This is a genomic window from Halorubrum pallidum (genome assembly GCF_055380345.1).
In genome coordinates this window covers 1,230,908-1,257,623 of record NZ_AP043945.1, presented here as the reverse complement: position 1 = coordinate 1,257,623, position 26,716 = coordinate 1,230,908, and the positions used below count along the sequence as shown (strand labels likewise).

At 66.7% G+C, this 26,716-nt stretch carries 26 protein-coding genes, 2 tRNA genes and 1 pseudogene; 17 read left to right on the top strand and 12 right to left on the bottom strand.

Annotation, left to right across the window (positions count from 1 at the left end; translation table 11 throughout):
* Positions 1-18 precede the first annotated feature (18 nt).
* From ACZ45C_RS08070 to ACZ45C_RS08055, 4 genes are all read left to right on the top strand, one after another.
* Positions 19-993, top strand: a complete 975-nt coding sequence (locus ACZ45C_RS08070) for an RNA-guided pseudouridylation complex pseudouridine synthase subunit Cbf5 (RefSeq protein ID WP_460558279.1) — start codon at positions 19-21, stop codon at positions 991-993.
* A 95-nt stretch (positions 994-1,088) separates the two neighbouring features.
* Positions 1,089-1,159, top strand: a tRNA-Pro gene (locus ACZ45C_RS08065).
* Between the two features lie 76 nt (positions 1,160-1,235).
* The gene (locus ACZ45C_RS08060; RefSeq protein WP_460558277.1) at positions 1,236-1,508 is read left to right on the top strand and encodes a DUF7563 family protein; all 273 of its coding nucleotides are present in this window, start codon (positions 1,236-1,238) and stop codon (positions 1,506-1,508) included.
* Between the two features lie 42 nt (positions 1,509-1,550).
* A complete protein-coding gene (locus ACZ45C_RS08055; protein ID WP_460558275.1) occupies positions 1,551-3,062 on the top strand; it encodes a replication factor C large subunit in 1,512 nt (503 codons plus the stop codon).
* 42 nt (positions 3,063-3,104) lie between these two features.
* On the opposite strand, the gene ACZ45C_RS08050 is transcribed toward ACZ45C_RS08055, so the two are convergent.
* The 4 genes and pseudogenes from ACZ45C_RS08050 to ACZ45C_RS08035 form a co-directional block, all read right to left on the bottom strand.
* On the bottom strand, positions 3,105-4,181 hold the full coding sequence (locus tag ACZ45C_RS08050; protein WP_460558273.1) for a sensor histidine kinase: 1,077 nt from the start codon (positions 4,179-4,181) through the stop codon (positions 3,105-3,107).
* A gap of 60 nt (positions 4,182-4,241) precedes the next feature.
* Positions 4,242-4,587, bottom strand: a pseudogene (locus ACZ45C_RS08045) (amino acid ABC transporter permease); the annotation flags it as partial.
* Between the two features lie 125 nt (positions 4,588-4,712).
* Positions 4,713-5,606, bottom strand: coding sequence for a COX15/CtaA family protein (locus ACZ45C_RS08040; RefSeq protein ID WP_464374337.1), 894 nt, complete (start codon positions 5,604-5,606; stop codon positions 4,713-4,715).
* A 74-nt stretch (positions 5,607-5,680) separates the two neighbouring features.
* On the bottom strand, positions 5,681-6,136 hold the full coding sequence (locus tag ACZ45C_RS08035) for a DUF5814 domain-containing protein (protein ID WP_460558271.1): 456 nt from the start codon (positions 6,134-6,136) through the stop codon (positions 5,681-5,683).
* A gap of 201 nt (positions 6,137-6,337) precedes the next feature.
* Between ACZ45C_RS08035 and ACZ45C_RS08030 the strand changes: the two genes are divergently transcribed.
* Positions 6,338-6,410, top strand: a tRNA-His gene (locus ACZ45C_RS08030).
* A gap of 58 nt (positions 6,411-6,468) precedes the next feature.
* On the opposite strand, the gene ACZ45C_RS08025 is transcribed toward ACZ45C_RS08030, so the two are convergent.
* From ACZ45C_RS08025 to ACZ45C_RS08015, 3 genes are all read right to left on the bottom strand, one after another.
* Positions 6,469-6,594, bottom strand: a complete 126-nt coding sequence (locus ACZ45C_RS08025) for a hypothetical protein (protein WP_460558269.1) — start codon at positions 6,592-6,594, stop codon at positions 6,469-6,471.
* Positions 6,595-6,703: 109 nt separating this feature from the next.
* Positions 6,704-8,440, bottom strand: a complete 1,737-nt coding sequence (locus ACZ45C_RS08020) for a sensor histidine kinase (RefSeq protein ID WP_460558267.1) — start codon at positions 8,438-8,440, stop codon at positions 6,704-6,706.
* A gap of 191 nt (positions 8,441-8,631) precedes the next feature.
* Positions 8,632-9,612: a calcium/sodium antiporter gene (locus ACZ45C_RS08015; RefSeq protein WP_460558265.1), complete on the bottom strand. Its 981-nt coding sequence runs from the start codon at positions 9,610-9,612 to the stop codon at positions 8,632-8,634.
* Positions 9,613-9,762: 150 nt separating this feature from the next.
* Here ACZ45C_RS08015 and ACZ45C_RS08010 point away from each other — a divergent pair, with 150 nt between their 5' ends.
* Together ACZ45C_RS08010 and ACZ45C_RS08005 are read left to right on the top strand one after the other, a co-directional pair.
* A complete protein-coding gene (locus tag ACZ45C_RS08010) occupies positions 9,763-10,395 on the top strand; it encodes a hypothetical protein (RefSeq protein ID WP_460558263.1) in 633 nt (210 codons plus the stop codon).
* Positions 10,392-11,453 carry a DUF7972 family membrane protein gene (locus ACZ45C_RS08005; RefSeq protein WP_460558261.1) on the top strand — a complete coding sequence of 354 codons (1,062 nt, stop codon included), beginning with the start codon at positions 10,392-10,394 and terminating at the stop codon, positions 11,451-11,453. The genes ACZ45C_RS08010 and ACZ45C_RS08005 overlap by 4 nt, the downstream gene beginning before the upstream one ends.
* A gap of 35 nt (positions 11,454-11,488) precedes the next feature.
* On the opposite strand, the gene ACZ45C_RS08000 is transcribed toward ACZ45C_RS08005, so the two are convergent.
* Positions 11,489-12,715, bottom strand: a complete 1,227-nt coding sequence (locus tag ACZ45C_RS08000; protein ID WP_460558259.1) for an MFS transporter — start codon at positions 12,713-12,715, stop codon at positions 11,489-11,491.
* Between the two features lie 124 nt (positions 12,716-12,839).
* On the opposite strand from ACZ45C_RS08000, the gene ACZ45C_RS07995 reads away from it, so the two are divergent.
* The 3 genes from ACZ45C_RS07995 to ACZ45C_RS07985 all read left to right on the top strand — a co-directional run bounded on the left by ACZ45C_RS07995 (position 12,840) and on the right by ACZ45C_RS07985 (position 13,824).
* Positions 12,840-13,049, top strand: a complete 210-nt coding sequence (locus ACZ45C_RS07995) for a DUF1328 family protein (RefSeq protein WP_460558257.1) — start codon at positions 12,840-12,842, stop codon at positions 13,047-13,049.
* A 152-nt stretch (positions 13,050-13,201) separates the two neighbouring features.
* On the top strand, positions 13,202-13,483 hold the full coding sequence (locus ACZ45C_RS07990) for a DUF433 domain-containing protein (RefSeq protein WP_460558255.1): 282 nt from the start codon (positions 13,202-13,204) through the stop codon (positions 13,481-13,483).
* A complete protein-coding gene (locus tag ACZ45C_RS07985; protein WP_460558253.1) occupies positions 13,483-13,824 on the top strand; it encodes a DUF5615 family PIN-like protein in 342 nt (113 codons plus the stop codon). The genes ACZ45C_RS07990 and ACZ45C_RS07985 overlap by 1 nt, the downstream gene beginning before the upstream one ends.
* A 274-nt stretch (positions 13,825-14,098) precedes the next feature.
* Here the strand turns inward: ACZ45C_RS07985 and ACZ45C_RS07980 are convergent, their stop codons facing one another.
* On the bottom strand, positions 14,099-15,778 hold the full coding sequence (locus ACZ45C_RS07980; RefSeq protein ID WP_460558251.1) for a Na+/H+ antiporter NhaC family protein: 1,680 nt from the start codon (positions 15,776-15,778) through the stop codon (positions 14,099-14,101).
* A 103-nt stretch (positions 15,779-15,881) separates the two neighbouring features.
* Between ACZ45C_RS07980 and asd the strand changes: the two genes are divergently transcribed.
* Positions 15,882-16,925 (top strand): aspartate-semialdehyde dehydrogenase, encoded by a 1,044-nt coding sequence (gene asd / locus ACZ45C_RS07975; protein ID WP_460558249.1) that lies wholly within the window; start codon positions 15,882-15,884, stop codon positions 16,923-16,925.
* Between the two features lie 30 nt (positions 16,926-16,955).
* On the opposite strand, the gene ACZ45C_RS07970 is transcribed toward asd, so the two are convergent.
* On the bottom strand, positions 16,956-17,969 hold the full coding sequence (locus ACZ45C_RS07970) for a lysylphosphatidylglycerol synthase transmembrane domain-containing protein (RefSeq protein ID WP_460558247.1): 1,014 nt from the start codon (positions 17,967-17,969) through the stop codon (positions 16,956-16,958).
* A 134-nt stretch (positions 17,970-18,103) separates the two neighbouring features.
* On the opposite strand from ACZ45C_RS07970, the gene ACZ45C_RS07965 reads away from it, so the two are divergent.
* The 5 genes from ACZ45C_RS07965 to ACZ45C_RS07945 all read left to right on the top strand — a co-directional run bounded on the left by ACZ45C_RS07965 (position 18,104) and on the right by ACZ45C_RS07945 (position 23,161).
* On the top strand, positions 18,104-18,979 hold the full coding sequence (locus tag ACZ45C_RS07965) for a hypothetical protein (protein ID WP_460558245.1): 876 nt from the start codon (positions 18,104-18,106) through the stop codon (positions 18,977-18,979).
* Between the two features lie 13 nt (positions 18,980-18,992).
* On the top strand, positions 18,993-20,006 hold the full coding sequence (locus ACZ45C_RS07960) for a glycosyltransferase family 4 protein (RefSeq protein WP_460558243.1): 1,014 nt from the start codon (positions 18,993-18,995) through the stop codon (positions 20,004-20,006).
* A gap of 180 nt (positions 20,007-20,186) precedes the next feature.
* Positions 20,187-20,966, top strand: a complete 780-nt coding sequence (gene proC, locus ACZ45C_RS07955) for a pyrroline-5-carboxylate reductase (protein ID WP_460558837.1) — start codon at positions 20,187-20,189, stop codon at positions 20,964-20,966.
* The gene (gene proB, locus ACZ45C_RS07950) at positions 20,956-21,822 is read left to right on the top strand and encodes a glutamate 5-kinase (RefSeq protein WP_460558241.1); all 867 of its coding nucleotides are present in this window, start codon (positions 20,956-20,958) and stop codon (positions 21,820-21,822) included. The genes proC and proB overlap by 11 nt, the downstream gene beginning before the upstream one ends.
* The gene (locus ACZ45C_RS07945) at positions 21,815-23,161 is read left to right on the top strand and encodes a glutamate-5-semialdehyde dehydrogenase (protein ID WP_460558239.1); all 1,347 of its coding nucleotides are present in this window, start codon (positions 21,815-21,817) and stop codon (positions 23,159-23,161) included. The genes proB and ACZ45C_RS07945 overlap by 8 nt, the downstream gene beginning before the upstream one ends.
* Positions 23,162-23,177: 16 nt before the next feature.
* Here ACZ45C_RS07945 and ACZ45C_RS07940 read toward each other — a convergent pair whose 3' ends face one another.
* Both ACZ45C_RS07940 and ACZ45C_RS07935 read right to left on the bottom strand, forming a co-directional pair.
* On the bottom strand, positions 23,178-24,254 hold the full coding sequence (locus tag ACZ45C_RS07940; RefSeq protein WP_460558237.1) for a sulfite exporter TauE/SafE family protein: 1,077 nt from the start codon (positions 24,252-24,254) through the stop codon (positions 23,178-23,180).
* Entirely contained in the window at positions 24,244-24,408 is a 165-nt protein-coding gene (locus ACZ45C_RS07935) for a DUF7512 family protein (RefSeq protein WP_460558235.1), read from the bottom strand. Before ACZ45C_RS07935 ends, ACZ45C_RS07940 begins: the two co-directional genes overlap by 11 nt.
* Before the next feature lie 475 nt (positions 24,409-24,883).
* On the opposite strand from ACZ45C_RS07935, the gene ACZ45C_RS07930 reads away from it, so the two are divergent.
* The gene (locus ACZ45C_RS07930; protein ID WP_460558233.1) at positions 24,884-26,716 is read left to right on the top strand and encodes a MutS-related protein; all 1,833 of its coding nucleotides are present in this window, start codon (positions 24,884-24,886) and stop codon (positions 26,714-26,716) included.

Below are 26,716 nucleotides of genomic sequence, written 5' to 3'. Positions count from 1 at the left end.
GCGAACAGAAATCTCGATATGACCCGCGATTCAGACGATACGGACGGCACGCCGCTCCGCGCCCCGCCCGAGGAGCGATCGGTCCCCGAGCTGCTCCGGTTCGGCGTCGTCAACCTCGATAAGCCCGCCGGCCCATCGTCACACCAGGTCTCCGCGTGGACCCGGGACGCGATCAACGAAGCGCTGTCGGCGCTCGACCCCGATGGCGAGCCGATAGACGGCGTCGCACACGCGGGGACCCTCGATCCGAAGGTCACCGGCTGTCTCCCCGCGCTCACCGGAACCGCGACTAGAGCGGCGCAGGTCTTTCTGGAAGGCGGAAAAGAGTACGTCGCCGTGCTGGAGCTTCACGGATCCGCGCCCGACGACTTCCGCGCGGTCGTCGCCGAGTTCGAGGCGGAGATCTACCAGAAGCCGCCGCGTAAGAGCGCGGTGACACGGCGGCTCCGGACCCGCACGATCTACGACCTCGACGTGTTGGAGGTCGGTGACCGGCAGGCCCTCCTCCGGGTCCGGTGTGAGTCCGGGACGTACGTCCGGAAGCTGTGCCACGACATCGGTCTCGCGACGGGCGTGGGCGCACACATGGGACACCTCCGCCGGACCGCCACCGATCCGTTCGACGATCGGACGCTCCGCACGCTTCAGGATCTCGTCGACGCTCTCACGTGGGCCGAAGACGGCGACGATTCGTTCGTCCGCGAGGTCGTCCGCCCCGCCGAAGACGCGTTAGTCCACCTCCCTGCGGTCACCATCGCACCGTCGACGGCCGAGAGCGTCGCCACGGGCGCACCCGTCTACGCACCCGGCGTCATCGACATCGATGACGCCGCCGAGGAGGCGGTCGCTGAAAGCGCGCCATCGGACGACGCCGACCGGCCGCTCGTCGCCTGTTTCACACCCGATGGAGCCGCGGTGTGTCTCGGTCGACTCGTCGGCGACCCGGATGCCGAGTCCGGGGTCGTCGTCTCCTTAGAGCGCGTGCTCACGTGATCGGGCGACTGCGAAGCGAATGGCTACGCCCGACCGAGCGGAATTCCGAAGCGAAGTCCTTAATTACGGGACACGCATCCTTTCGGGTGCAGCCCGGGACCGTGGGGTAGTGGTATCCTCTGCGGATGGGGTCCGTAGGACCTGAGTTCGACTCTCAGCGGTCCCATAAGAAATTTTACCGACCACCATTATCAGTAGTCTAAGAACCCTCTAACCCCCAAAACCCGATTCGGGGATGCGCTATGAATCGCCTTCACGGCGGTTCCGGAGACGCCGACCGCTGCCTCTACTGCAACCGCCACGTATCAGAAACGTTTCAATCAGTCTTCGGTGACGAGCACGACCGCGCACACCGCTGTCTCGGGTGCGACTGTTTCCGTCGCGTAAGTCTCGGTAGCGCTGGCAGCGTCAGCGTCGACAACACCTCCGAGCAGTCGGATCACTGCGACCGCGGGCAGCGATACCGCCTCGTCACAAGAGACTTCCACTTCGGCGGTCACGACCGCCGAGAGTGACCCTCCGGAACCACTAAACACCGCACTCGCCTACCGCCGGCAATGGCCGACTGGACGGAAACGTATCGTCCGCGCACGCTCTCTGAGGTCCGCGGCAACGACAAGGCCCGCGACGCGTTCGAGGAGTGGGCGCGCTCGTGGGACGACCATCGCGAGGCGGTTGTGCTCCACGGAAGCCCCGGCGTCGGGAAGACGAGCGCGGCCCACGCGCTCGCGAACGACATGGGCTGGGAGACGGTCGAGCTGAACGCCTCCGACCAGCGCACCGCCGACGTGATCGAGCGCTTCGCGGGACGGGCCGCGCGTAACGCCACCCTCGGCGGGAGCGCAGTCGGGGGCGGGGCCGCCGGCGGCGACACGGCCTCGCGTCAGCTCGTCATCCTCGACGAGGCGGACAACATCCACGGCAACTACGACCGCGGCGGCGCGAGCGCGATCACGAAGTTAGTGAAAGAGTCCGGACAGCCCATCGTCCTCATCGCCAACGACTACTACGACATGGCTCGCGGGCTCCGAAACGCCACCCGAGAGATCGAGTTCCGCGACATCTCCGCGCGCTCGATCGTCCCCGTTCTCCGGGACGTCTGTCGGAAAGAGGGGATCGAGTTCGAATCGGACGCCCTCTCCGAGATCGCCGAGCGCAACCGCGGCGACCTCCGCGGCGCGATCAACGACCTCCAAGCCGCGGCCGAGGGCCGTGACTCGATCACCGTCGAGGACGTGGTCACGGGCGATCGCGACAAGGCCCTCGGGCTCTTCCCGTTCCTCGACGCGGTGCTCAAAGAGGAGTCCGCGGAGGAGGCGCTGCAGTCGGCGTACGCCGTCGACGAGACGCCGGACGACCTGACGAAGTGGATCGAGAACAACCTCCTCGACGTGTACGACCCTCGAGAGACGGTCAGAGCGTACGACTTCCTCGCGAACGCGGACGTGTGGCTGGGTCGGGTGCGCGCCACGCAGAACTACTCCTACTGGCGGTACGCGACCGACAACGCCGCTGCGGGCGTCGCCGCCGCACGCGACGAGACAAAGGGAGGGTGGACACGCTACAACCGCCCGCAGTTCTGGAGTTCGTCTGACGCGACCGCCGACGAGGTGGTGGGTCGGATCGCCGCGGCGAGCGGCTGTAGCGTCGCGACCGCCCGCCGTGAGGTGTTACCGTTCCTGCAGGCGGTCACGCATCACTGCAAGCCGCGGGAGCTGACCGTCGCGATGGCGGCCGCGTACGAACTCGACGAGGCCGGTGTCGCTTTCGTCACCGGATCGGGTGAGTCCACGAACAAGGTGGCGTCGATCGTCGAGGACGCGCAGATCCTCCGAGACGAGCGAATGGAAGACAACGCAGAGGGCGCGTTCGCGGCGAGCGCCGGCAGACGAGACGGCGACCTCGTCGAGGAGCGTGACGACGAGAATGCGAGCGACGGTCGACCTGGAAGCGATGTCGACGACGGCAGTGCTGTCGGCGAGGACACCGCCGGCGAATCCGGTGGCGAAGTGATCGAGGAGGAGGCCGACGACGACGACGGGCAGGCCGGACTCGGCGATTTCGTCTGATCACTGCAGTCGGTTCTCCCGGCCGTCCGCGGCCGTCCGTGATCAGGGATCGTGCCCGCCTTCGGCGACATCTCTCGAGTCGTGAGATCGCGGTGAGTCACCGACATCGACGCCGTCGAACTCGAAGCGCGCGCCGCCGGCCCGGCTCTCCGTGATCGAGACCTCCCAATCGTGGGCCTCTGCGATCCGGTCGACGATCGCAAGCCCGAAGCCGGTCCCTCCATCGGCCGAGGTGTGTCCCGGTTCGAACACCGAGTCGCGGTCTGACGGAGCGATCCCCTCACCGTCGTCTGCGACGTAGAATCCGTCGTCGAGCCGGCCGACGAACACTCGGATCGCCGACTCATCGGTGACTGGCTCGGTATCGGCACCCGCGATCGAGGCGTCGGCGGGGGCACCGCCATCCACCCCGTGCTCGATCGCGTTGTGAAAGAGGTTTTCCAGCGCTTGGCGCAGACGGTGTCTGTCGCATTCGATTCGATGTAGCGGTTCCTCGACGACGAGCGTCGCGTTCGCGGTCGCTCCGACGGTTCGCCACGCCTCTTCGACGATAGTCGTGAGATCCTCCGGCCTCGTCTCTTCGACGGACTGTCCCTCGCGCGCGAGCGCGAGCAGGTCGGAGATGAGATCGTCCATCCAGCCGAGCGCGTCGAGCGCACGTTCCAAACGCTCAGTGCTGGTCTCCCCCTCGAACTCCGTCGCCAGTTCGACGTTTCCGACGGCGACGGACAGCGGGTTGCGCAGATCGTGTGAGACGACGCTCGCGAACTCTTCGAGGCGTTCGCGCTGCCGTTCGAGTTGCTGATGACGCTCAGCACGGTCGCCGGCGGTGAATAGATACCCGACCAGATCGCCGCGGTCGTCGCGGGACCCCCGCTCGTGGACCCACGTTCGCGTGTCATCGACCACGAGATGGTAGGTGACGTCGACCCGCTCGTCGTCGAGGGCGGCCCGAAACCGATCGCGATCCGCGGTCGCGACCACCGACGACCAATCGGTCCGTGGGAGCGCCGCGGCGTCCAGTTGGGACTCGCCGACTGCTTCGGCGACGAAGCGGTCGGGATCGCCGTCGGGGCGGCGATACGCGATACCGGGCCGCCGCTCTATTGAATGGCACACGATCGCAAGCCACAATGTATAATAATAAATCTTTCTTGGACAACAAGAAACCGAGATCGGTCACGTCTCGCGGTCGGCGCCGAGTCCGGGGAAAGCGACGCGGTCGTCGACGCGCTCCATCGCCTTCGAGGCGGTGAGCACCAGCGCGAGATACATCACGCCGGTCACGACGAAGATGAGCGTGTACCGGAACGTCTCGGATACGATCTGACCGGCGCGGTAGTAGAGTTCGGGGACCGTAATGAACGCCGCGAGCGACGAGTACTTGATCAGGTAGACGAATTCGTTCGTCCACGAGGGAATGATGTACCGGAGCGCCTGAGTTGAGCGTGAACCCCAAGATGGCGACCCAGACGACGTCGCGCGGGAACACGCCGGAGAGCACGCCGGGGACGTAGCTCGCGAGAGCCACGACGAGAATCGGCTGTACACCCGTCCACAAGCGTCGTTCCCGATCGATTCAGACAGTTTCGACTCCGATAGTGGCGATCACTTGACAGCGATCGGACAGCCGTACGCAGCCGATTGCGATCAGTCGCCGCCGATCGGCGTCGTCGGTCGGCCGAGTCCGCCTGCACTACGGATCACCCACGCCGCACCGACGGCCAGCACGAGCGCGAGGCCGAGCGCGACGAGGTTGATCTGCCGCCAGGCAGCGGTGTACAACACGAGATCGCGGCCGAGAAGCAGCGTGCCGACGAGTGCGGTCATCGAGCCCGCAGCGAGCGCTCGGACGGTCCGTGCCGACGACCGGTCAAGCCCGGCGTAGCCGCCTCGGACCGCCTCGGTCGCGTACGCGACCGTCGCGACCAGCCCGAGGTGGCCGGCGAGCCCGGTGACGTAGAACCCCGCCTGCGCGCCCGGCGAGTAGGTGACGAGGGGTACCGCCCGCGAGAAGATCGCGCTGGCGACGATGCCGGCGACGGCGAGTCCGGCGGCGATCCGCAGGAGCCGCGGGGAGCCGCGACCGCCGCCCCAGATCGTCGCCAGCGCAAGTAGCGTGAAGATACAGAGGGCGACCACGAGATGGGCGGCGTGCGTCGAGACGGTGTAGCCGCCGGGGACGAGTCCGCCGACGGTGACCGTGATCGCACCCACCGTGATCTGGAGCGGGAGTATCGCCACCGCGAGCGTCGCCGCCAGTTTCGTGCGGCGATCGAAGCTCCCGAGCCACGTCCAGCCGGCGACGCCGACGATGAGGAACCCGGTGACCATCGCCCACACGCGATGGAACCACTCGATGAAGTCGGGGTTGATCGCGAGCGTGGGGATGAGCTGGTCGGAACAGAGCGGCCACTGGGCCTGACACGCCAGTCCCGATCCGGTCGCCGCGGTGTAGACACCGAGCGAGAACAGCACGAGGGTCATTCCCGTCGTCGCCGCCGCGTATCGCCTGAAGGAGAGCCACGCGGGCCGAAGACTCATTGTCCGCACTCGGGCGCGCGCGCACTTAGACCGTTCGACCGATCCGCGCAGTCGAGAACGGCGAACGGGTCACCTCAGCCCGACAGCTCGCGCTTCGCTCGCCGCGCCCGATCGGACATGTCTCCGTTGCCCTCGACGCCGGCGAGCGTCTCGATGGCCTCCAGTCTCCGGACGGAATTGTCGAGGAACGAGAGCACGTCGCCGGTGTACGCGTACACCATGTAGTCGTCTGTCATCACGTCGACGATCGCCTGCGGGCCGAGCCCCTCGGCGCGGAGTTCGAGGACGTACCGCATGAACTTCTCCTCGGGACAGCCGCAGTAGGGGTTGGCGTCGCAGTCGCAATCGAGGAAGTCCTCCGCGAAGTCGAGAATGCGATCTCGCGTGGTCGAATCGAGCTTCGAGAGGCCGTCGCCACTGTAGAGGATATCGAGCGTCGCGCCGGCGAACGCCCCCTTCGGGATGCTCGTCTCCAACTGCGAGGCGAGTTGCCGATGATTCTTCACGTATATCTTGTCGGTGAACGCCACGGGTTACGCCCGAGTACGCCGTCGCGCGCCTAAAACCGTGCGGTCGGTTCGGGACGGTTCTCGGACGGACAGCGAATCCCGCGGGTACCGATCAACACGCGAACCGGGAGCGGTCGAGCCCCTGATCCGAGAGAGTCACTCGCAGGGACTGCCACGAGTCGTAACGGTTATCAGTCGAAACGGGGTACGTGAGGGTGCGTGTCCGGGTTAGGGTAGTGGACTATCCTTCAGCCTTGTGGAGGCTGAGACGCGGGTTCGATTCTCGCACCCGGACCTTTTGCGGAGGGGAGTGACGACGGGCAGTCAGCGTTGTGCGTCGATCGGAGCCGGGATCACGCACCGAGCAGGCGGGCGACGATCCCGGCGAGTATGAGGATCGCACCGAGGACGAACGTTCCCGGCAGTGGGAGGACGAACACCAGTATGCCGATAGCGACGAGAAGCGTCGAGAGCCTCATTGGACCGGTTCTCTCGGCTACACGGCAATAGCCGTTGTGCTTATCGCGGACACCTCCACACGGTGCGTGTGCGTCATCGATGAACGATACACCGCGGGAAATTCGTCTGCTACGCCGAATCGCTGGTTCGATCCAACGCGGTCTCGGCCGTCCGAACGGGATCCGGCTCCCTCGGCTCATCCGGCACCGTCTCCGCGAGCGGGAGTTCGACGACGAACACCGCACCGCGGGGATCGTTGTCCTCGATCCACACGTCGCCGCCGAACTGGTCGGTGAGGACGTACACGAGGTACAGACCGATACCGGACCCGGCGCTGTCGATCCCGCGTTCGCCCTTCCCAAAGATCTCCGTCTTCTCTTCGTCGGGGACTCCCGGGCCGTTGTCAGCGACGCGGACGCGGACGCGGCCGTCGCCCTCCTCGCACGCGACCGTCACCCGTGGCGTGTCGGCGTCGTTGTGCTGGACGGCGTTGTTCAGGAGGTTCCGGAACACCGACGAGAGCATCTCGTTCGCGCGGACCGCCACTCGCGGCGGATCGCCGACCAGGCGGAACTCGGCGGTGGGGTACGAGTCGCGAGCCGCCTGCACTTCCCCCTCGACGAGTTCGTGCAGGTCGATCGGTTTTACCTGAGGGACGGCGTCGCCCGTGAGCGAATCGACGAAGTCCCGGGCGGTCTCGGTGAGTTCGATCACGTGATCGGACTTTCGCAGCACGCGATCGAGGGCGTCCTGTCCCTCGGCGTCGACATGATCGCGGAGCGTCTCCGACCACCCTCGTATCACGGCCATATCGTTCCGGATGTCGTGTCTGACCACGCGGTTCAGCGCTTCGAGCTGCTCCGTGCGCTCTTCGAGCTGGAGCCGGTACCGCTCCCGGTCGGTGACGTCGTCGATCGTGAGGAGTTCTCCGCCCGTTGCGCCGCCGGAGGTGAACGAGTTTCTCGAGATCTCATAGAAGCGTCGCATGTCGTCTGTGTCACCCATCTTGACCTCGATCACGTCGGCGTTGGAGTCGCCCGTGAAACGCGGTAAAACGGTGTCGAGGGGCGTTCCGATCGATCCCTTGAGCGACGGAAACAGGAGCCGAGCGGCGCGGTTGTAATCTCGGATGCGACCGGCCTGGTCCAAGAACACCGCCGCATCGTCGCTCTCGGCGGCGAACCGGATCGTCTCGAAGCGGTGGAAGTAGACGAACAGCGTCCCGAGCGCGAACAGCGCTACCCACGGCGGTTCGTACAGCAGCGGGAGGAGCCACGAGATTTCGTCGCCGACTATCGTCGCCGCGGTCGGGACGGCCGTCATGCCCGCGAGCGCGATGAGCGGTCGGCTGTCGGCACCGGCGTAGTAGAACTGCTCGAGAAGCATGAAGAAGCCGACGGCGATGACGGCGTACGAGAGCCCGAGTACCGCCCAGTAGAGGAACTCGTGTCGGATCGCTAAGTGAGGAAACGGCTCGGATGTCCATATCGTCGTGAAGTAGAGTCCGTGGAGCGGGTTCGTGAGCTTCAACAGGGTCGTCGCGGTGAACACGCCGACCGCGGCTCGCCGGTACGGGGCGTGTCGCGGCGACCGACCAGTGTAGGCGGCACAGAAGTAGAGCCACGCGCCGACCGCGAGCAGCGCGAACACGAACCCGACGATGTAGAATCCGGTCTTGACCGCCTCTCCGGGGACGACGAGATACCCGACGTAACCGCCGGCCCAGAGCGCAACCGCGAGCAACAGCGCGACGAACCCCTCCCGCGTCTCGGGGTGCCGTATCTGCAGCGCCCGGGGAACCGCCGCGACGCACGCGACCGCTGAGATCGCGAAGACGGCGACGTGGGTCAGGAAGATCGGGTTCATGCGTCGACTGGGGTGTACCTTGATGCGGCGTCCGATAACGGTTCGGATATCGACTCCCGCCGCAACCGCCTCGGCACGGACGGCAACCGCCGAGTGGGTCTCGCATCGAACGAGACCGTTACCGAGCGCGCGGAACCCGTTCGATGATGCCGACTCGGCTGGCAGCGGGTACACTCCGGACGTCGACGCGGTCACCCGAAGATTCGAAGGAGACCCAGCACCCATCGGGCCAGCTCCGAACAGACGAAGAGGACTCCCTCGGAGCGGGAGAGCCGCCGGCCCGACCACAGCGCCGCGACCATGAGAACTGTGAGCACGGTCAGCCAGAGGAGACTCTCGATCGCTGCTTCGCCGACGGCAAGGGGTTGCAGCATCGCCGCGATCCCTAAGATTCCGAGCACGTTGAACACGTTGCTCCCGACGACGTTTCCAACGGACATCCCGACGTGACCCTGTCGCATCGCGACGAGCGAGACGGCGAGTTCCGGCGTCGAAGTCCCCGCCGCCACGATCGTCCCGCCGATCACCCAATCGGAGACGCCGCCCGCTCGCGCGATCGCCGATGCGGCCTCGACCATGAAGTGTCCGCTGACCAGCACGAGAGCCAGTCCGCCGACGAGCAGCATCGCGTCGCGGGCCCGGTGCGAGAATCCGGTCGGGACCGCGCCGGTGACCCGAGAGTCGGTGTACGCCGTCTCGATCGAGTGCGCCGTGCGCTCGTCGCGGACGAGGTACGCCGTGTATGCGACGAACAGCCCGACCAACAGGGCACCCTCGACACCGGTCACGGTTCGGTCGAACAGGACCGCGACCCCGACCAGCGTCGAGCACACCAGCGCGACCCCGTCTCGGTGGACCAGCGAGCGCTCGACCGGGATGACCCGCAGCAGCGACACCGCCCCGAGGATGAACGCGAGGTTGTAGATGTTGGAGCCGACGACGTTACCGACGCCGATCTCGCCGAGTCCCGCCAGCGCCGCGTCGACCGTCACGACGAACTCCGGCGTCGACGTTCCCATCGCGACAATCGTCAGTCCGATAGTGAGTTCGCTGACGCCGAACCGCCGGGCGATCCGTACCGTCGAGTCGACGAGGGCGCGAGCGCCGATCCACAGACCGATCACCGTGAGCACGATGATAGCGAACGGAACGACCGACGCTCCCGGAATCATGCGTCCGAGAGTTCTCGAACGGCGGTAATAAAAGCGGCCCACGGAGTACCGATCGGAGTCGAGAGCACGTGTCCGAATGATGCGATAATTGACCGTGTACTTATGTCGGCTCCGAGGTGTAACATCTGACATGAGGAAATCGGAGGCGGAATGAGACGACGCGATCTGCTGCGGGCGAGTGCCTCGGTCGGCGTCTTCGGGGCCGCCGGCTGTGTGGGCGGACGCGACGATCAGGTCTTCGAGGAGGGGTTCGAAGACGGCATCGGCGACTGGGAGTCGGGTGCGGCGATCGGTCCCGAGGTCGACATCGACGACTTCGACTGGGAACTCGGCGTCTCCGACGCCGTGGCGAAGTCCGGAGATCGGTCGCTCCGGATCTGGAATCAGGGCGATTACGACGACGGCGTCACTTGGGCGTCTCATCCGATTCCCGTCGAACCGGGCGGGTCGTACCGGATCGAGGTGACCGGTCAGTTCTGGAGCGAGTCCGAGTCGTTCAACACGATCCGACACGCCCTGATGCGGCTGGCCCCCGAGCCGCCGGAGACTGAGGAGGACTTCCCGCAGCCGGGACTCAACACGACGGATCTCGGTGAGACTCCCTACGGTGGGCTCCGAGACGCGCTGTGGCTCTCCGACGGCTGGCGGGAGTACGCCTTCGAGTGGACGACCCCGGAGCTGTCGACGGACGTGCTTCACCTCGCCGTCGGCACGGCCGTGATCTGGGAGGCGGACGCGACGCACTACGTCGACGATCTCTCGGTGCGCGTCGAGCCGCGATGACCGACGACGCGGATGCGGCCGACCGGAGCGGACGAGCGTTCGACGGAGACGCCGACGAGAGCACCGAAAACACGATGCGCGACCGCGCCGGCGAGAACTCGCTGAAGCTCTGGCTGCTCCTGCGGGCGAACCGGCTCGTCGTCGCCGGAACGCTGACGCTCGTCGTCTTCGCCGCATTCGTCCTCCTCGCGGCCGCGTTCTCCCCGTCGCTCGCGGAGAAGGTCGCGGCGAGCGACGTGATAGAGACGATGTTTTCGGCGATGATCACGGCGATCGTCACCGGCGCGACGCTCGTCGTCACGATCGGTCAGCTCGTTCTCACGCAGGAGAACGGGCCGCTCGGTGACCAACGCGAGCGGATGGACGGTGCGATGGACGTGCGCGAGTCCGTCGCTTCCCTCACCGGATCACCGAGTCCGACGGACCCGGCGGAGTTCCTCGACGCGCTTCTCGGTGCCGCGACGGACCGATCGGAGACGCTTCGCGCGTCCATCTCTGCCTCCGACGGGCGCGACGACGCGTTCCTCGACGACGCCGGAGAACTCGCTCGGGCCATCGCCGGCAACGCAGACACCGCCCGCGAGCGTCTCGACGGCGCTCGGTTCGGTACGTTCGACGTGGTGTTCGCCGCGCTGGATTTCAATTACGGGCGGAAGATCCATCGGATCGACCGTCTCGAAGCCGATCACGGGGACCGGCTCACTGAGGCGGAGCGCGACGTGCTCGGAGAACTTCGAGAGTCGCTGTCGCTGTTCGGGCCGGCCCGCGAACACATCAAGACACTGTACTTCCAGTGGGCGCTCATCGACCTCTCTCGGCTGATCCTCTACGCCGCCGTGCCCGCGCTGCTCGTCGCGGGCGTCATGCTCGCCGTCGTCGACGCCGGGACGTTCCCGGGCAGCACGCTCGGCGTCGACCACATCACCGTCGTGGTAGCCGGTGCCTTCGCCGTCACGCTGTTGCCGTTCGTGCTGTTCGTCTCCTACCTGCTCAGGGTCCTCACGCTCGCGAAGCGGACACTCGCCATCGAACCGCTGATCCTCCGAGACGGGAGGTGAGCGCGGACGACCGCGGTGAGCGCGGACGACCGAATCTAGGAGAGGACGCGGCCGACCCGCTCGAACACGATCGCCCACACGCTCGTCACGAGTGCGACGACGCCGAGGGCGAGGAACGCGGCGTCGAACCGTCCCGCGTCCGCCAAGACCCCGACTGCCGGCGGTCCGAGCGCCCCGAACGCGATGTATCCGGTGCGGAGCAGTCCGAACCCGCTGCCCTGGATCTCCGGCGGGAGCGACGCGAGACCCGCCGCGTTGACGGGCGGCATCGCGCCGAGGAGGAAGCTCAACAGGACGGTGACGGCGACCAGCGCCGGGAACGTCTCGACGACCGTCAGCAGGACGAACCCGGGGACGCTGAGTCCGATGAACGCGACTATCGCGACGCGGTTCCCCCGGCGATCGGCCACGATTCCGGAGAGGAACTGCACGCCGATCGCGGCCGCGAAGAACAGGCTGTACAGCGTCGCCGCCGATCCGGGATCGATCCCCTTCTGGGTGACGAGGTACGTCGGCAGGAATCCCGTCACGCTCTGGTATAAGAACATGTTGAGCGAGAGCAGCGCCGTGACGGCAAGCACGGACGGCCGCCGCACCGACGCCGCCACTTTGCGCATCGTCTGCCGGAACGACTCGTCGCCGGTCGCGGTTGAGGCCCGCCGGGGGAGAGCAATCCACAGCCCGATCGCACACGCGAGCATCACGGGCAGCAGGAATCCGAACCCCCATCGCCAGCCGAGGTAAACGCTCACGAATCCGGCGCTGGCCGAGAGGACGACGTTTCCGACGTTCCCGGCGGCCTGGTTCACGCTGATCGCGGTCGTCCGCATCCGGTCGAACAGCGCCGAGATGACCGTGAGCCGCGTCGTCCCGAACAGCCCCGTACCGAGACCCAGAAGCACCGTCGCCAGCACGAACGTCTCGACGGTCGTCGAGAGCACGATCACGCCCACCGCGCCGGCGGAGAGGAGGATACTGCCGGTGAGCACCAGTCGCTCGCCGACGATGTCGGCGATCGCGCCGCCCGGGAACTGCAACAGCGCGTACGTCGTCCAGAGTACCCCGATGAACACGCCGGTCGTGGCGTTGCTGACGCCGAATTCGGCCGTCACCTGCGGCAACAGCGCCGGGTAGACTATCCGGACACCGAGCGTGAGGAACCAGCCGAGCGACACGACGAGCAGGATCGACACCGGTCCGTCATCGCGGATGTCCGAGAGAGTCCGGACGAGGAGCGATCCCGGACGAGACAGCGCTCCCATCCCCAGGTTCCACTCACGTGGATCGTCTAAAGGTTTGCATATCGGTGATCGAAGACTCGAATTGACGGCCCGCAACATCCGATAGCGTTCGCTTAACTAAACGGATGCAGACGGACGGTGGAGTATGAGCCTCACTCAACTGGTTCACAGCGGAGTCGTGCAGGTACCTCTGCAGTTCGGCGGGGATCTGATCGGCCTTGCAGTTCTCTTCCTCGTCCTCGCGCTTGTCGCGGCGGTCCTCGGTGCCAGCGGGGTCGCCGGGATGAGCATGGCGATCGCCAAGTGGCTCGTCATAATCTTCGTCGTACTGGCGATCGTCACGTTCATACTCTGAGCCGAGACTGGCAGCGAGAATCGCTACGCGAATCGTCGAAATGTACGCCCGCGACACTACCGGGCGAGTTTCTACGAGTAGGGCCGGTGGAAATGAAAACGGGGTGAATCCCGGCCCAGACGTTCAAGTATAGTGGCGGCGTAGCGTACTGTATGAGCCAGGTGACGAGACGTATCGTACAGGAACTTCATGACGAACCGCATCTCGAAGGCAGACGGATTACTGTTCAGTTCATCAAAGAACAGATCGAAGAGCGGGAGCTCGACCCGAGAACGGTCGCCGATCGCCACGATCTAGACGTGGCTGATGTCTATCGAGCGCTCACGTACTACCACGACCATCCCGAAGAGATGCGTACGGCCGAACGCCGGCGGCAATCCGCGATCGAAGAGCACGACCACCTGACGACAGATCCCGACGACGTGCGTGATTGATGGGGTATCGCATTCTCGCTGACGAAAACGTCGAGCAGGCGACGATCAATTATCTGCGGAAACTCGGTCACGATGTCGAGTGGATCGGCGATGTGGCGGAACTCGATCTCGGCACCGACGATAGGTCGATCGCTGCGTACGGACGCGAGACGAACCGTCTCGTTCTCACCCAAGATGACGACTTCTTTACTCAGATCGACATCGAAGATACTGCTGGAATCCTCTTTCAGAAGGATCAGACGCTTTCAGCCCGAGAAGTAGGAGATGTCGTGCACGAACTCTCCGAGCATATCGACCAGTCCGACGTGACGCTCGAATACGTGAGTCGAAACTGGCTGTGAAACTGCCGTTGGTGCTGATAGCATACTTGAAATGTACGCCCGCGACACTAACGTCCGGTCTCATCTCCGGCGGCGTGCCGCGTCGACCGGGAAACCCTCGTGGCGGGCGGTCGCCTGCGCGGCGACGGGCGGATCGCGTGTGCGATCACATGTCGCGCGCCTGGGTTCTCCGCGCGGTCATCGCTCCCATCAGGGAATACTCGGGCGGGGACTTGAGGGCGCGCATACGGCGATAGCCGCCGAGCGGACTTAATTGGTCCGTCCCGCTCCCGTCTCAGTCGTCCTGTTCGGTTCCGGCGACGACGACCGCGTCGTCGTCGTCGGTCTGCGATTCGCGTACCGACACCGGATCGATCCCGCGACGGGCGGCGTCGACCTCCGAGAGGACGTACACGAGGCCGGCGAGCAACAGCGCGCCGAGCGGGAGCAACGCGAGGGGCGTCACTCGCGTGTGTCCCCAGACCACCAGCAGCAGCACGACGACGACGGCGACCGTGACCGCGTAGTAGATCTGGGTCCGGACGTGGTCGATCAGGTCGGCACCGGTGAACGTCGCGGAGAGGACCGTCGTGTCCGAGATCGGCGAGCTGTGGTCGCCGAAGATCGCCCCGGAGAAGATGACGCCAACCATCGCGGCGACGAGGGTGTGTCCCGCGGCACCGCCGCCGCTTATCTCCCACGCGATCGGGATCGCGATAGGGGTGACGATACCCATCGTTCCCCACGAGGTTCCGGTCGAGAAGGCGATGAGGCCCGCGACGACGAACACCAGCGCGGGCAGCAGCGCGGGGGAGACGGAGCCGACCGCCACCGTCGCCACGTAGTCGCCCGTCCCGAGCGCGTCGATCGCCTCGCCGATCCCCCACGCGAGCGTGAGGATGGCGGCCGCGGTGAGCATGATACCGAACCCGTCGATAGTGTACTCCGTCGCGTCGCCGACGCCGAAGACGTCGTACGCCTTCCCGAGCGCGAACCCGCTCGCGACCATCGCGAACGAGCCGATCATGAGCGCCACCTCGTAGGAGGCGTCAAGCGCCGCGTCCCAGAGCCGTTGGCCCGCCGGTCCGAACTCGCCGGAAACAAGGTCGCCGGCGAAGCCGACCGGCGAGAATTCGCCCGACCACAGGGCAGTCGCGAGCGTGACCGCGATCAGGACCGCAACGGGGACGAAGAAGTTCACGAGCCGCGGCGTCGACGCCGGCGGATCACCCAGTTCGCCGGCGACGTCTTGCATCGGTACCGCCTCGTCGCGGGTGACCTTCCCCGCGGTCCACGATCGGTGTTCGGCGGTCAGCATCTCGCCGTAGTCGCGGCCCGTTCCGACGATCACGAGCACCATCACGATCGCTAAGATCGCGTACATGTTGAACGGGATCGACGAGACGAACACCTCGAACGTGCCGGGGCGGTTGGCGGCGTCGACGCCCGCGGACTCGTACCCCTCCGTGATCAGCGAGAGCTGGAAGGCGACCCACGAGGAGATCCCAAGCGTGGCCACCGGTGCCGCCGTCGAGTCGACGACGTACGACAGCTTCTCGCGGGAGATACGGAGGCGGTCGGAGACGTCCTTCATCGCCGAGCCGACAATGGCGGTGTTCGCGTAGTCGTCGAAAAAGAGGACGATGCCGAGCCCCCACGCGACGAGGCCGGCCTTCCGCTGGCTGTCCAGACGCGCCAGCGCCCACTCCCGGATCGCCGCCGTGCCGCCGAGGTTCCACACCATCGCGACGCCGGAGCCGAGGAGGAGCGTGAACACGAGGATCGTCGCCTGGAACTCGTCGGAGATCGCGGCGACGATCCACTCGAACGTCTGGACGATCCCGAGCCCACCGGTGACGATCACCGCGCCCGACCAGATACCGAGAAACAGCGACAACACGGCCTTTCGCGTGAGTATCGCCAGCACGATCGCGAGCACGGGCGGGGCGATCGACAGCGCGCCGAAGTCGGTCATACTGCACAACTCGTGTGAGAATAGTTAAGTCCTCTCTGTAAGCGACCGGCGGAATCGGCGCGTATCCGAACGCACTTACGTCCCTGTGACTGACTCCCGTGCAATGTCTGTACGAGTCGGAATCCTCGGTGCCACCGGTGCGGTGGGACAGCGGTTCATCCAGTTGCTCGACGATCATCCGACGTTCGATCTCACCGCGGTCACCGCGAGCGAGGAGAGCGCCGGAAAGACCTATCGCGAAGCCGCCAAGTGGCGCGTGGACACGCCGATCCCGGCCGATGTCGCGGAGATGGAGGTTGCAGAGACCACGCCCGCCGGCGTCGCCGACGCCGACGTCGACTTGCTCTTCTCCTCGCTTCCTTCGGGCGTCGCGAGCGAGGTCGAACCCGACTTCCTAGAGGAGGGGTACGTCGTCTCGTCGAACTCCTCGAACGACCGTATGGCGGCGGACGTGCCGCTCACGATCCCCGAGATCAATCCGGGACACCTCGATCTGATCGACGTTCAGCGCGACGAGCGGGGCTGGGACGGCGCGCTGGTGAAGAACCCGAACTGCTCGACGATCACGATGGTTCCGACCCTCGCGGCGATCGACGAGTTCGGCCTCGAAACCGTCCACGTCTCCACCCTACAGGCGGTCTCCGGTGCGGGCTACTCCGGCGTCACCTCGATGGAGATCATCGACAACGCCATCCCGCACATCGGCGGCGAAGAAGACAAGATGGAGACGGAGTCGCGCAAGCTGCTCGGCGAGTTCGACGGCGCGGAGGTGCACCTCCACGACGCCGAGGTGGCAGCCTCCTGTAATCGGATCCCGACGCTGGACGGTCACCTGGAGAACGTGTTCGCGGAGTTCTCCGAGGACCCGACGCCGGCGGATCTGCGAGAGGCGATGCGGTCGTTCGAGAGCGCGGACCTGCCGAGTTCGCCGGACCAGCTCATCAAGGTGTTCGGCGACGACGAGCCGGAGCGCCCGCAGCCGCGTCTCGACCGGACGTACGCCGATGGGATGGGTATCGTCGCAGGCGGAGTCCAGACGGCCGACAACGGCGCGAAGTACAACTGCCTCGCGCACAACACGATCCGCGGCGCGGCCGGCGCCTCCCTGCTGAACGGCGAACTGCTCGTCGAGGAAGGCTACGTCTAGAGACCCCGGACCACGAAGCCCTCAGGTTGGTCATCGCATCGCTCGAACGCCGAGCGCCGACGCCGACACGCCGCCGACGGCGACGGGCATCCAGTAGACGGCCCCGCGGAACACGAGCACGGCCGCGGTGACGGTCGACGCGGGAACGCCGGTCGTGGGGACGAGCAGCGCGACGAACGCGGCCTCGATCCCACCGAGCCCCCCCGGAAGCGGCGTGGCACCCGCGACGTACGCCAAGGGGACGACGAAGATCGGGATCGCGGGCGAGATCTCGTGGCCGACCGCCGCGAACGCGACCGTGAGCGCGGCCGCCTGAAAGACCCACCCCGAAAGCGAGAGCCCCACGGCCGCCGCGAGCCGTCCCGGGCTGGTGCCGACGCGCCCGATGTCCTCGAAGAAGTTCCGAAGCCGCGCGGCGAGCCGGGATTCGAGGGCCGCGGGATCGAACCGGTCCAGCCGACCGAGCACGCCGGCGACGCCGGCGGGCAAGCGGGCGACGACGCCGCGCCGGTATCGCCACGCGAGCCCGATGACGCTCACGATGGCAGCGATGAGTCCGACGGCGACCGCGACGGCGACGCTCAGACGCTCGCCGACGGCGGTTGTCGTCGCGTAGTACCCCACGCCGAGGAAGACGAGCGATATCGACGGAACGACGTTGAGCACGTCCACGCTCGCGATCCCCACGAGACCCGTCTCGTACCGCGACCCGGACACGCGCGAGATGAGCGCCGCCGCGACCGGCTCGCCGCCGGCCTGTCCGAACGGCGTGACGTTGTTGGCGAACACCGCGCCGGCGTACACGAGGAACGCGGTGAAAACCGACAGCGAGACGTCGAGGGACCCGAGCACGGTCCGGAGCATGAGGCTCCACGCGACCAGCCAGCAGAGCGCGAGCCCGAACGTCGCGGCGACCAGCCGACGGTCGGCGGCGACGAGCGTGTCGACGACGCGGCCGGCCCCCACGACGACGAAGAGCACGGCGAGGATCCCGAGCGCCGCGAGGCCGCCGACGATCAGCCCGCGCCGGGGATTCCGGTCCATGACCATCCTGCGACGCTATCGGACTTGAAACGTCTGATCGCGACCGGCGGACGAACCGGTAGTCAGGCGGGTCTGGTGGCGAGCGGCCGTACCAATAAGAATACAACCGTCGGCCGGGTACGAGCGCACGACCTATGGAAGACCAGCGGTTCCTCGAGTCGGAGTGGGATTACTGTCTGGTCCTCGACGCGTGTCGCTACGACGTGTTCGAGGACGTGTACGACGAGTACCTCGACGGCGACTTGGAGAAGCGCTGGAGCGTCGGCTCGTCGACGCCCGAGTGGGCCTATCGGACGTTCACCGGCGATCACGACATCGCCTACTTCTCCGGGAACCCCTTCATCAACGATCTGGGAATCCCCCTGAACGAGCTGAAGTGGGGCGCGAGTTGCGACTACGAGTGGACCGCCTCCGAGCACATCAGCGACATCCACGACGTCTGGAAGACCGGCTGGGACGAGGACCTCGGCACGGTCCCGCCCGACGGGCTTGCCGAGGCGTTCCGGAACAACTCCGAGGCCGTCGAGGCCGCCGACCGGACCGTCCTCCACTACATGCAGCCGCACGCCCCCTACCTCTCGCGCGGGAAGGGGCAGAAGCTCAAACAGATCCAGAAGGGGATCAAACGACAGGAAGAGGAGGAAGCGGAAGGCGGCGACGACGCCGGAGACAACGATGACGGCCTGCTCTCGTCGCTCAGCGATTCGATCCGGCCGAAGATCGAGAGCCGACTTGACGACAGCGAGTTCGCCCAGAAGGCCGGCCTGTGGCTGGAACTCGACCCGACAGACCTCGTGAAAGACGGCACTCGTGTCACCGCGCTGCGGCTGTACGAGGAGAACCTCCGGATCGCGCTCGAATCCGTCGCCGAACTCGTCGAGGAGCTCGATGGCACCGTCGTCGTGACGGCCGATCACGGCGAGGCGTTCGGCGAGGAGGGCGTCTGGGAGCATCACATCGAGACGCACATCCCCCCGCTTATGGAGGTCCCGTGGCTGGAAGTCGAGTGATCGGCCGTCGCCGATGAGAGTCAGCCACTACTTCGAGTTCGAAGACCGTATCACCGGCGGAATCGCGGAGTCCGTCGCCCACCAGCGGACGATGCTCGACCGCGTCGGCGTCGAGTATACGACGGAGCCGACGCTCGACGCGGACGTGCTCCACTGTAACCTGATGGGTCCCCGGTCGGTCTGGTACGCGAAGCGCGCGCGCGACCGCGGTGTCCCCGTGGTCGCGCACACCCACGTCACCGCGGAGGACTTCGGCGACAGCTTCCGGTTTACCAACGCGCTCGCGGTGCCGCTGAAACCGTACCTCGGCCGCGCGTACGGCCTCGCCGACGCGCTCGTCTGCCCCTCCGAGTACAACCGCGGCGTGATCGCCGACTACACCGACGCGCCGACGACCGTGATCTCGAACGGAGTCGATCGAGAGAAGCTCGACGGGTTCGAGTCGCTGGAAGCGGAGTACCGCGAGCGGTACGACCTGGAGCCGCCGACCGTCTTTCTGGTGGGGCACGTGATCAAGCGGAAGGGGTTGGAGACGTTCGTCAACCTCGCGCGCGAACTGCCAGAGACCGATTTCGCGTGGTTCGGCCCCCTCGACCTCTCGTTGAAGGGTAGAGAGACGACGCGGCTCATCGAGGAGTCGCCCGAGAACTGCACGTTCACGGGGTACATCGACGACGTCCGAGGCGCGTTCGCCGCGGGCGACGTGTTCTTGTTCCCCACCCACGAGGAGAACGAGGGGATCGCGCTGTTGGAGGCGATGACCGCCGGGAAGGCCGTCGTCGTCCGCGACATTGAGACGTTCGACTGGCTCGAAGACGGCGAGGACTGTCTGAAGGTCTCGGCGACTGGTACTGGGGGAAGAATGGACGCAGACGACGAGATAGCGGCGTTCGCCGACGCCCTTCGCCGGCTCCGGGACCCGGACCTCCGCGAGCGGTTGGGCGCGAACGCGTCGACCCGGAGCGAGGCGTTCTCGCTCGACGCGATCGCCGAGCGGTATCGCTCGCTGTACGAACGGCTCACGTAAGCGCACGCGTATGCTGTGACTGACGCACGCTCACGGTGGCGTGGGGGCCGAACCGAGAGGTATCGGTCGGATCGGGGCGCATCGACCGGATCGAGGCGTATCGACCGAGTCGTGGCGGGTTCCGACGGGTTCGGAGAAACCGCAGTTGGTATGAGCCTGAACCTGCTCTCTACAGGCAACATGACACGCGTGAGCGTTATCGGCTGTGGTAACATGGGGAGTGCCCTCCTGCGCGGACTCGCCCGGACCGACACGTATCACCTGACGGCGATCGACCTCGATCCGGAGGCGCGCGCGAGCGTCGCGGACGCGGCCGACGAGACGACGGACGACACCGACAGCGGGACGGCGGACGCGGACATCGTCGTCCTCGCGGTGAAGCCCGACGTCGCCGAGCCGGTGCTCGCCGACCTCGACCTCTCATCGGACCAGCAGCTCGTCACGCTGGCCGCGGGGCTCCCCCGTGAGTTCGTGGCCGAGCGGACGGCTGCGACCGTGGTGCGGATCATGCCCAACCTCGCCGCCGAGACCGGAGATATGGCCGCGGCGGCGACGACCGACGGGCTCACCGACGAGGTCAAGACGCTGCTGAGCGACGTGGGCGAGTTCGCCGAGATCGACGAGTCGCTGATGGACGTCGCAACGGCGGTCAACGGGAGCGGTCCCGCGTTCGCGTTCTACCTCATCGACGCGATGAAACGGGGCGGGATCGACGGGGGGCTCGACCCGGAGCAGGCCGAGACGCTCGCCGCGCAGACGTTCAAAGGGGCCGCGGAGACGGTCCTCCGCGATGACCGGAGCGTGGACGAGCTGATCGACGCGGTCTGCTCGCCCAACGGGACGACCATCGAGGGGATGGAGGTGCTCTGGGACAGCGACGCCGACGCGGCGGTCGCAGACGCCGTGGCGGCGGCCGAGGAGCGCTCTCGGGAACTGGCGGAGGCGTTCGATGACGAGTGAAACGGCCGCGGTGGAGGCGGTCGACCCCGGCGACGTCGAGCGCGCTCGCGAAGCGGCCGCCGCGGCCGAGCGCGTCGTGGTGAAGGCGGGGACCAACTCACTGACCGACGAGGACTCGAAGCTCGACCGCGTCAAACTTGACAAGCTGGTCGCCGACGTGATGGACCTGCGCCGAGAGGGGAAGGAGGTCGTCCTCGTCTCCTCCGGCGCGGTGGGGGCCGGAATCGGCCACCTCGAACAGACGCACCTCGATCGCGACACCGACGAGATAGAGGAGAGTCAGGCGCTCTCGACGGTCGGCCAGAGCCTCCTGATGCGTCACTACACGCAGAGCTTCGACCGCTACGACCAGTCGGTCGCACAGATTCTGGTGACCGGGAAGGACCTCGACAGCCCCGAGCGGCTGCGAAACGTCCGGAACACGGTCGAGACCCTGCTCGAGTGGGGGGTAGTCCCCGTGATCAACGAGAACGATGCGGTGGCGACCGACGAGCTTCGGATCGGCGACAACGACATGCTGTCGGCGTCGGTCGCGCTCGCGCTCGACGTCGACTTACTCGTCACGCTGACCGACGTGGCCGGCGTGTACACAGGGAACCCGAAGCGCGACCCCGACGCGTCGGTGATCGAGGCCGTGGGGTCGAACTACGACGACGTTCGGGCGATCATCGGCGACAGCACCACCACCGACTTCGGCGGTATCCAGACGAAAGTCGAGGGGGCACGCGACATCGCCGAGAGCGGCCGTCCGGCGATCATCGCCGGATCGGCGGAGCCGAACGTGTTGGCGCGGATCGCAGCCGGTAAATCCGCCGGAACGCTATTCGTCCCAACCACTGGTGAGACCGATGAGTGACACGACAGCGGTCGAGCGCGACACCGACGAACTGGTTCGAGACTCTCAGCGCGCCGCGCTGCGCCTCGCGAACGTGAACGAGGCGACGCGGAACGAGGCACTCCGATCGATCGCCGACGCACTCCGCGAGGAGGAGGCGGCGATCCTCGACGCCAACGCCCGCGACGTGTCTGCCGCCGAGGACCTGCTGGCGCAGGGCGAATACACGCAGGCGCTTGTCGACCGGCTGAAGCTCGACGCGGCGAAGATCGAATCGATCGCGGAGATGGTCGAGTCCGTCGCCGAGCAGGAGGATCCGCTCGGGCGGACGATCGCGGCCCGCGAACTCGACGAGGGCCTCGATCTGTACCGGGTGTCGGTCCCGCTCGGAGTCGTGGCCACGGTGTTCGAGTCGCGGCCGGACGCGCTGGTGCAGATCGCCGCGCTCGCGCTCAAGTCCGGCAACGCGGTCATCCTCAAGGGCGGCAGCGAGGCGAGCGAGTCGAACCGCGTCCTCCATCGGATTATCGAGGAGGCGACCGCGGAGATATCCGATATTCCCGACGGGTGGGCCGGGCTGGTCGAGGCCCACGAGGAGGTCGATCGGCTCCTCGAACTCGACGACCAGATCGATCTCGTGATGCCGCGGGGCTCCTCCGAGTTCGTCTCGTACATCCAAGACACTACCCAGATCCCGGTGCTCGGACACACGGAGGGGATCTGCCACGTCTACGTGGACGAGGCGGCCGACCTGGAGATGGCCGAAGACGTCGCGTTCGACGCGAAGGTCCAGTACCCGGCGGTGTGTAACGCGGTCGAGACGCTCCTCGTGAACGAATCGGTCGCGGCCGAGTTCCTCCCCGACCTCGTCAAGCGGTACGAGGACGCGGGAGTCGAACTCCGCGGCGACGCCGCAGTTCGGGAGATCGTCGACGTCGGGACGGCGAACGACGACGACTGGGACACCGAGTACGGCGACCTCGAACTGTCGATCGCCGTCGTCGACGACGTGTACGAGGCGATCGACCACGTCAACGCGCACGGGTCGAAGCACACGGAGTCGATCGTCACCGAGGACGACTCGGCCGCCGAGGCGTTCATGACCGGAATCGACGCAGCGAGCGTCTTCCACAACGCCTCGACGCGGTTCGCCGACGGCTACCGGTACGGCCTCGGCGCAGAGGTCGGCATCTCGACCGGGAAGGTCCACGCCCGCGGTCCGGTCGGACTGGAGGGGCTGACGACGTACAAGTACTATCTCGAAGGCGACGGTCACCTCGTCGCGAGCTACAGCGGCGACGACGCCCTGCCGTACACGCACCGCGAACTCGACGCGCAGTGGACGCCGGGCGAGAACTAGCGATCGAAGCGGGGGATCAGTCGGTCGTCGCGGCCACGCGGCCGGCGGTCGACCGCAGTGCTCGGAGCGTGGTGAAGACGATCGCACCGGCCACGGCGACCGCGGATCCGACGACGAGGAAGAGTCCGAGCGTCTCTAACAGTTCGTTACCGAGATACGAACCCACTTCGCCGATGCCGACCGCGACGGAGCCGGCGAGCAGCATTCCGCCGAAGTACACCTTGATCTCGTCGCCGTCGACGACGGCGGTCGCGGCGGAGCCGACACGGGCTCCGAGCGCGCTCCCGAACAGGAGCGGGGCGACGATACCGAGGTCCACGCCGCCGCTCTGGCCGTACAGGTAGCTCCCGATTCCGCCCGAGAAGACGATCTCGAAGAGATCGGTGCCGACGGCGACGGGCGTGGGGACGCCGATCGCGTAGATCATCGCCGGCATTCGGATGAAGCCGCCGCCAACGCCGAGGAATCCCGACAGGACGCCGGTCGAGAAGGCCACGGCCGTGATCACCCATACGGAGACGCGGACGTCACCGCGGAGCGTGACCATCGGCGGGATCCGGACGGTCTCTTGGATCCGCGTCGCGATCTCTGGAATCTCGTACCCGCTCAGCTCCTCGTCGTCTCCCGCATCGTGATCTATGCCGCCGCTACCGTCGCTCGATAGGGCGTCACGAGTGATCACAAGTCCGATTCCGCCGAGCAAGACGACGTAGACCGCGCTGATGATACCGCCGGCCAGACCGAGTGATTCGAGGTGGAACACGCTTGCCCGCCCGACTTCGATGCCGACCGTGGTCCCGGCGATCATGATCGCGCCGAGCTTGTAATCGACCTGACCGAGGTCGTGGTGTTTCAGCGTCGCGATAGCGGCCGTTCCGAACACGAACGCCATCCCGCTCCCGACCGCGACGGAGGCCGGATGGCCCATCATCAACAGCGCCGGAGTCACGAGAAACGAGCCCCCCATCCCGAAGAATCCGAAGAGGAGACCGACGACCAGTCCGAACCCGACGAAAAGCGCCAGGGTCTCCGGAGAACCGCCGAGTACTCCGGTCAGGTCACCCGGCAGGCCACCGAGCAGGCTATCGGGCATCGGAGTCACCCCCGACCAAGAACTCGATGAGACGGGGGCCGACGAGCCGTTCGAGGCCGGCGTACCCGACGTACAGGACGACCGCTTCCAGTAGGATCGCACCGATGAGCACGGCCGTCTGCGGGTCCCACGTCGGAACTTCGAGACCGGACATTAGTCTGTCCTCCGACGACAGCGAACAGTAATTTGTATATGGCACATTTCTGTACGGCGATCAGTATCCGGTTAGGCGATATAACAGTTGTGCCTGTAGTGTACAATACAATATTTCGAGAACCCCTCTGCAACCATCGATAACGTATGAATACGTTTCGGCGATGAGTGGCTCAAACGGGATCGTCGTGCGGTCGAAACGTTCGTTGGTTCCACTTTCGAGATGCGTGATGACCGTCGCGTCTGTTCGCTCGACAGGAGAGTCACTTCGCCTCCGATCGTCAACGGGAAATCTGACAGAGAGGTCTCGTGGAATACTGGAACGTATGCACACGAAAGAGAGCCACAGAAGCACCACGTCACCGGTCGCTCCGCTCGTCGTCACCGGTGTCTCTCGATAGCGCGGCGACGACGCCGTCGAAACCGAGCGTTCACGGCGACGAAAGCGCCAAGACGCCGGGGCGACACCTCGACGTATGCGACTCGAGGATTACTGGGGGATCGGACCGAAGACGAGCGAGCGGCTCGCCGACTCCCTGGGTACCGAGCGAGCGATCGACGCGATCGAGTCGGCGGACGTGCGCGCGCTCGTCGACGCCGGACTCCACCGCGGCCGCGCGACCCGGATCCTCCGCCGGGCGAACGGCGAAGCCGGGATGGACGTGCTCGCGACGAGCGACACGCGCTCCGTGTACGACGACCTCCTCGCGCTTTCGGCCCGCGAGGCGCTGACGGCACACGCAGCCGACCGGATACGCGTGCTGACCCCGCTCGCCGACCGCGACGCGGTCGAGTCCCGACTCGACGACGTGATCGCCGCACGGGACGCATGGACCGCGCTCGACGACGGCGCCCGCGAGCGCGTCGTCGCGGCGTTCGACGCGTACGACGACGCCGAGGGGTCAGACCGGGCCGCGGTCGAGACGGCCATCGCCCTACGGGAGGCGGGGATCGCGTCTGGTCCCTTCGCCGCGATCGGCGCGCTCGACGGCGAGACGCTCCGCGACGCCGCCGACGCGCTCGCGGACGTTCGGGGAGCGATCGACCCCGGCCCCGACGCCGAGATCGACGTGGCTCGCGGCGCGGACGACGAACTGGACCGACGACGCGATCGACTCGAGGCGGCCCGCGACCTCTCGAACGCCGCGTTCGACGTGTTGGAGTCGGTCCGAGACGGCTCGCTACGGGACTTCGAGGCCCTGCAGTCGGCGACGATCGACCACGTCTCCGCGAAGACCGGCGTCGATCGCGCGACGGTGCGGGCGGCCGCGCCCGACGACGCGCTCGACGCCGCCGACTTCGTCTCCGCCACGCTCCGCGACCTCGAAGCGGAGCTCGAGGTGGCGGTCGACGAGCGCGAGGCGGCGGTCGCCGCCGACATTCGATCGCGGATCGGTGCGGAGACGGCGAATGACGACGGCAATAGCGGTGAAAATCGAGAGAGCGAAAGCGACGTCTCCCGCGCCGCGGCGGCGGTCGCGGACGCCGCGTTCCTCCTGTCTCTCGGGCGGTTCGCGGCCGACCGGGATCTCGTTCGTCCGACGCTCGTCGACGACGGGATCGCAGTGCGGAGCGCCCGCAGTCCCTTCGTCTCGGGCGAGGTCCAGCCGGTGTCGTACGGAGTCGGGACCCACTCGCTCGCGGACGGCGCGGGCCTCGCGAGCGGAGACGCTCCCCCGAGCGGCGACCGGGTCAGCGTGCTCACGGGGGCGAACTCCGGCGGGAAGACGACCCTGCTCGAAACGCTGTGCGCGGTGGCGCTGCTCGCGTCGATGGGGCTCCCGGTGCCCGCGGACGCGGCCGAGGTCGGCTCGTTCGACCGGATCGTCTTCCACCGGCGGCACGCCTCGTTCAACGCCGGCGTGCTGGAGTCGACGCTGAAGTCCGTGGTCCCGCCGCTCGTCGAGGACGGGCGGACGCTCATGCTCGTCGACGAATTCGAGGCGATCACGGAGCCGGGGCGCGCCGCCGACCTGCTGAACGGCCTCGTCACGCTAACCGTCGACCGCGGCGCGCTCGGCGTGTACGTGACGCACCTCGCGGACGACCTCAGCCCGCTGCCCGACGCCGCCCGGATAGACGGGATCTTCGCGGAGGGACTCACCGGCGACCTCGACTTGCGCGTCGACTACCAGCCGCGGTTCGGCACCGTCGGGAAATCGACGCCGGAGTTCATCGTATCGCGGCTCGTCGCGAACGCGAGCGACCGCGGGGTCCGCGCGGGGTTCGAACACCTCGCCGGGGCCGTCGGCGAGGAGGCGGTCCAACGAACGCTGTCCGACGCCGAGTGGTCGAGGGGCGACGACTGA

Excerpts from the sequence above, each read along its gene's own strand:
- ACZ45C_RS08070 (WP_460558279.1), top strand. The coding sequence starts at position 19 with ATGACCCGCGATTCAGACGATACGGACGGCACGCCGCTCCGCGCCCCG.
- ACZ45C_RS08060 (WP_460558277.1), top strand. The coding sequence starts at position 1,236 with ATGAATCGCCTTCACGGCGGTTCCGGAGACGCCGACCGCTGCCTCTAC.
- ACZ45C_RS08055 (WP_460558275.1), top strand. The coding sequence starts at position 1,551 with ATGGCCGACTGGACGGAAACGTATCGTCCGCGCACGCTCTCTGAGGTC.
- ACZ45C_RS08040 (WP_464374337.1), bottom strand. The coding sequence starts at position 5,606 with ATGAGTCTTCGGCCCGCGTGGCTCTCCTTCAGGCGATACGCGGCGGCG.
- ACZ45C_RS08025 (WP_460558269.1), bottom strand. The coding sequence starts at position 6,594 with ATGAGGCTCTCGACGCTTCTCGTCGCTATCGGCATACTGGTGTTCGTC.
- ACZ45C_RS08020 (WP_460558267.1), bottom strand. The coding sequence starts at position 8,440 with ATGAACCCGATCTTCCTGACCCACGTCGCCGTCTTCGCGATCTCAGCG.
- ACZ45C_RS08015 (WP_460558265.1), bottom strand. The coding sequence starts at position 9,612 with ATGATTCCGGGAGCGTCGGTCGTTCCGTTCGCTATCATCGTGCTCACG.
- ACZ45C_RS08010 (WP_460558263.1), top strand. The coding sequence starts at position 9,763 with ATGAGACGACGCGATCTGCTGCGGGCGAGTGCCTCGGTCGGCGTCTTC.
- ACZ45C_RS08005 (WP_460558261.1), top strand. The coding sequence starts at position 10,392 with ATGACCGACGACGCGGATGCGGCCGACCGGAGCGGACGAGCGTTCGAC.
- ACZ45C_RS08000 (WP_460558259.1), bottom strand. The coding sequence starts at position 12,715 with ATGGGAGCGCTGTCTCGTCCGGGATCGCTCCTCGTCCGGACTCTCTCG.
- ACZ45C_RS07995 (WP_460558257.1), top strand. The coding sequence starts at position 12,840 with ATGAGCCTCACTCAACTGGTTCACAGCGGAGTCGTGCAGGTACCTCTG.
- ACZ45C_RS07990 (WP_460558255.1), top strand. The coding sequence starts at position 13,202 with ATGAGCCAGGTGACGAGACGTATCGTACAGGAACTTCATGACGAACCG.
- ACZ45C_RS07985 (WP_460558253.1), top strand. The coding sequence starts at position 13,483 with ATGGGGTATCGCATTCTCGCTGACGAAAACGTCGAGCAGGCGACGATC.
- ACZ45C_RS07980 (WP_460558251.1), bottom strand. The coding sequence starts at position 15,778 with ATGACCGACTTCGGCGCGCTGTCGATCGCCCCGCCCGTGCTCGCGATC.
- asd (WP_460558249.1), top strand. The coding sequence starts at position 15,882 with ATGTCTGTACGAGTCGGAATCCTCGGTGCCACCGGTGCGGTGGGACAG.
- ACZ45C_RS07970 (WP_460558247.1), bottom strand. The coding sequence starts at position 17,969 with ATGGACCGGAATCCCCGGCGCGGGCTGATCGTCGGCGGCCTCGCGGCG.
- ACZ45C_RS07965 (WP_460558245.1), top strand. The coding sequence starts at position 18,104 with ATGGAAGACCAGCGGTTCCTCGAGTCGGAGTGGGATTACTGTCTGGTC.
- ACZ45C_RS07960 (WP_460558243.1), top strand. The coding sequence starts at position 18,993 with ATGAGAGTCAGCCACTACTTCGAGTTCGAAGACCGTATCACCGGCGGA.
- proC (WP_460558837.1), top strand. The coding sequence starts at position 20,187 with ATGACACGCGTGAGCGTTATCGGCTGTGGTAACATGGGGAGTGCCCTC.
- proB (WP_460558241.1), top strand. The coding sequence starts at position 20,956 with ATGACGAGTGAAACGGCCGCGGTGGAGGCGGTCGACCCCGGCGACGTC.
- ACZ45C_RS07945 (WP_460558239.1), top strand. The coding sequence starts at position 21,815 with ATGAGTGACACGACAGCGGTCGAGCGCGACACCGACGAACTGGTTCGA.
- ACZ45C_RS07940 (WP_460558237.1), bottom strand. The coding sequence starts at position 24,254 with ATGCCCGATAGCCTGCTCGGTGGCCTGCCGGGTGACCTGACCGGAGTA.
- ACZ45C_RS07935 (WP_460558235.1), bottom strand. The coding sequence starts at position 24,408 with ATGTCCGGTCTCGAAGTTCCGACGTGGGACCCGCAGACGGCCGTGCTC.
- ACZ45C_RS07930 (WP_460558233.1), top strand. The coding sequence starts at position 24,884 with ATGCGACTCGAGGATTACTGGGGGATCGGACCGAAGACGAGCGAGCGG.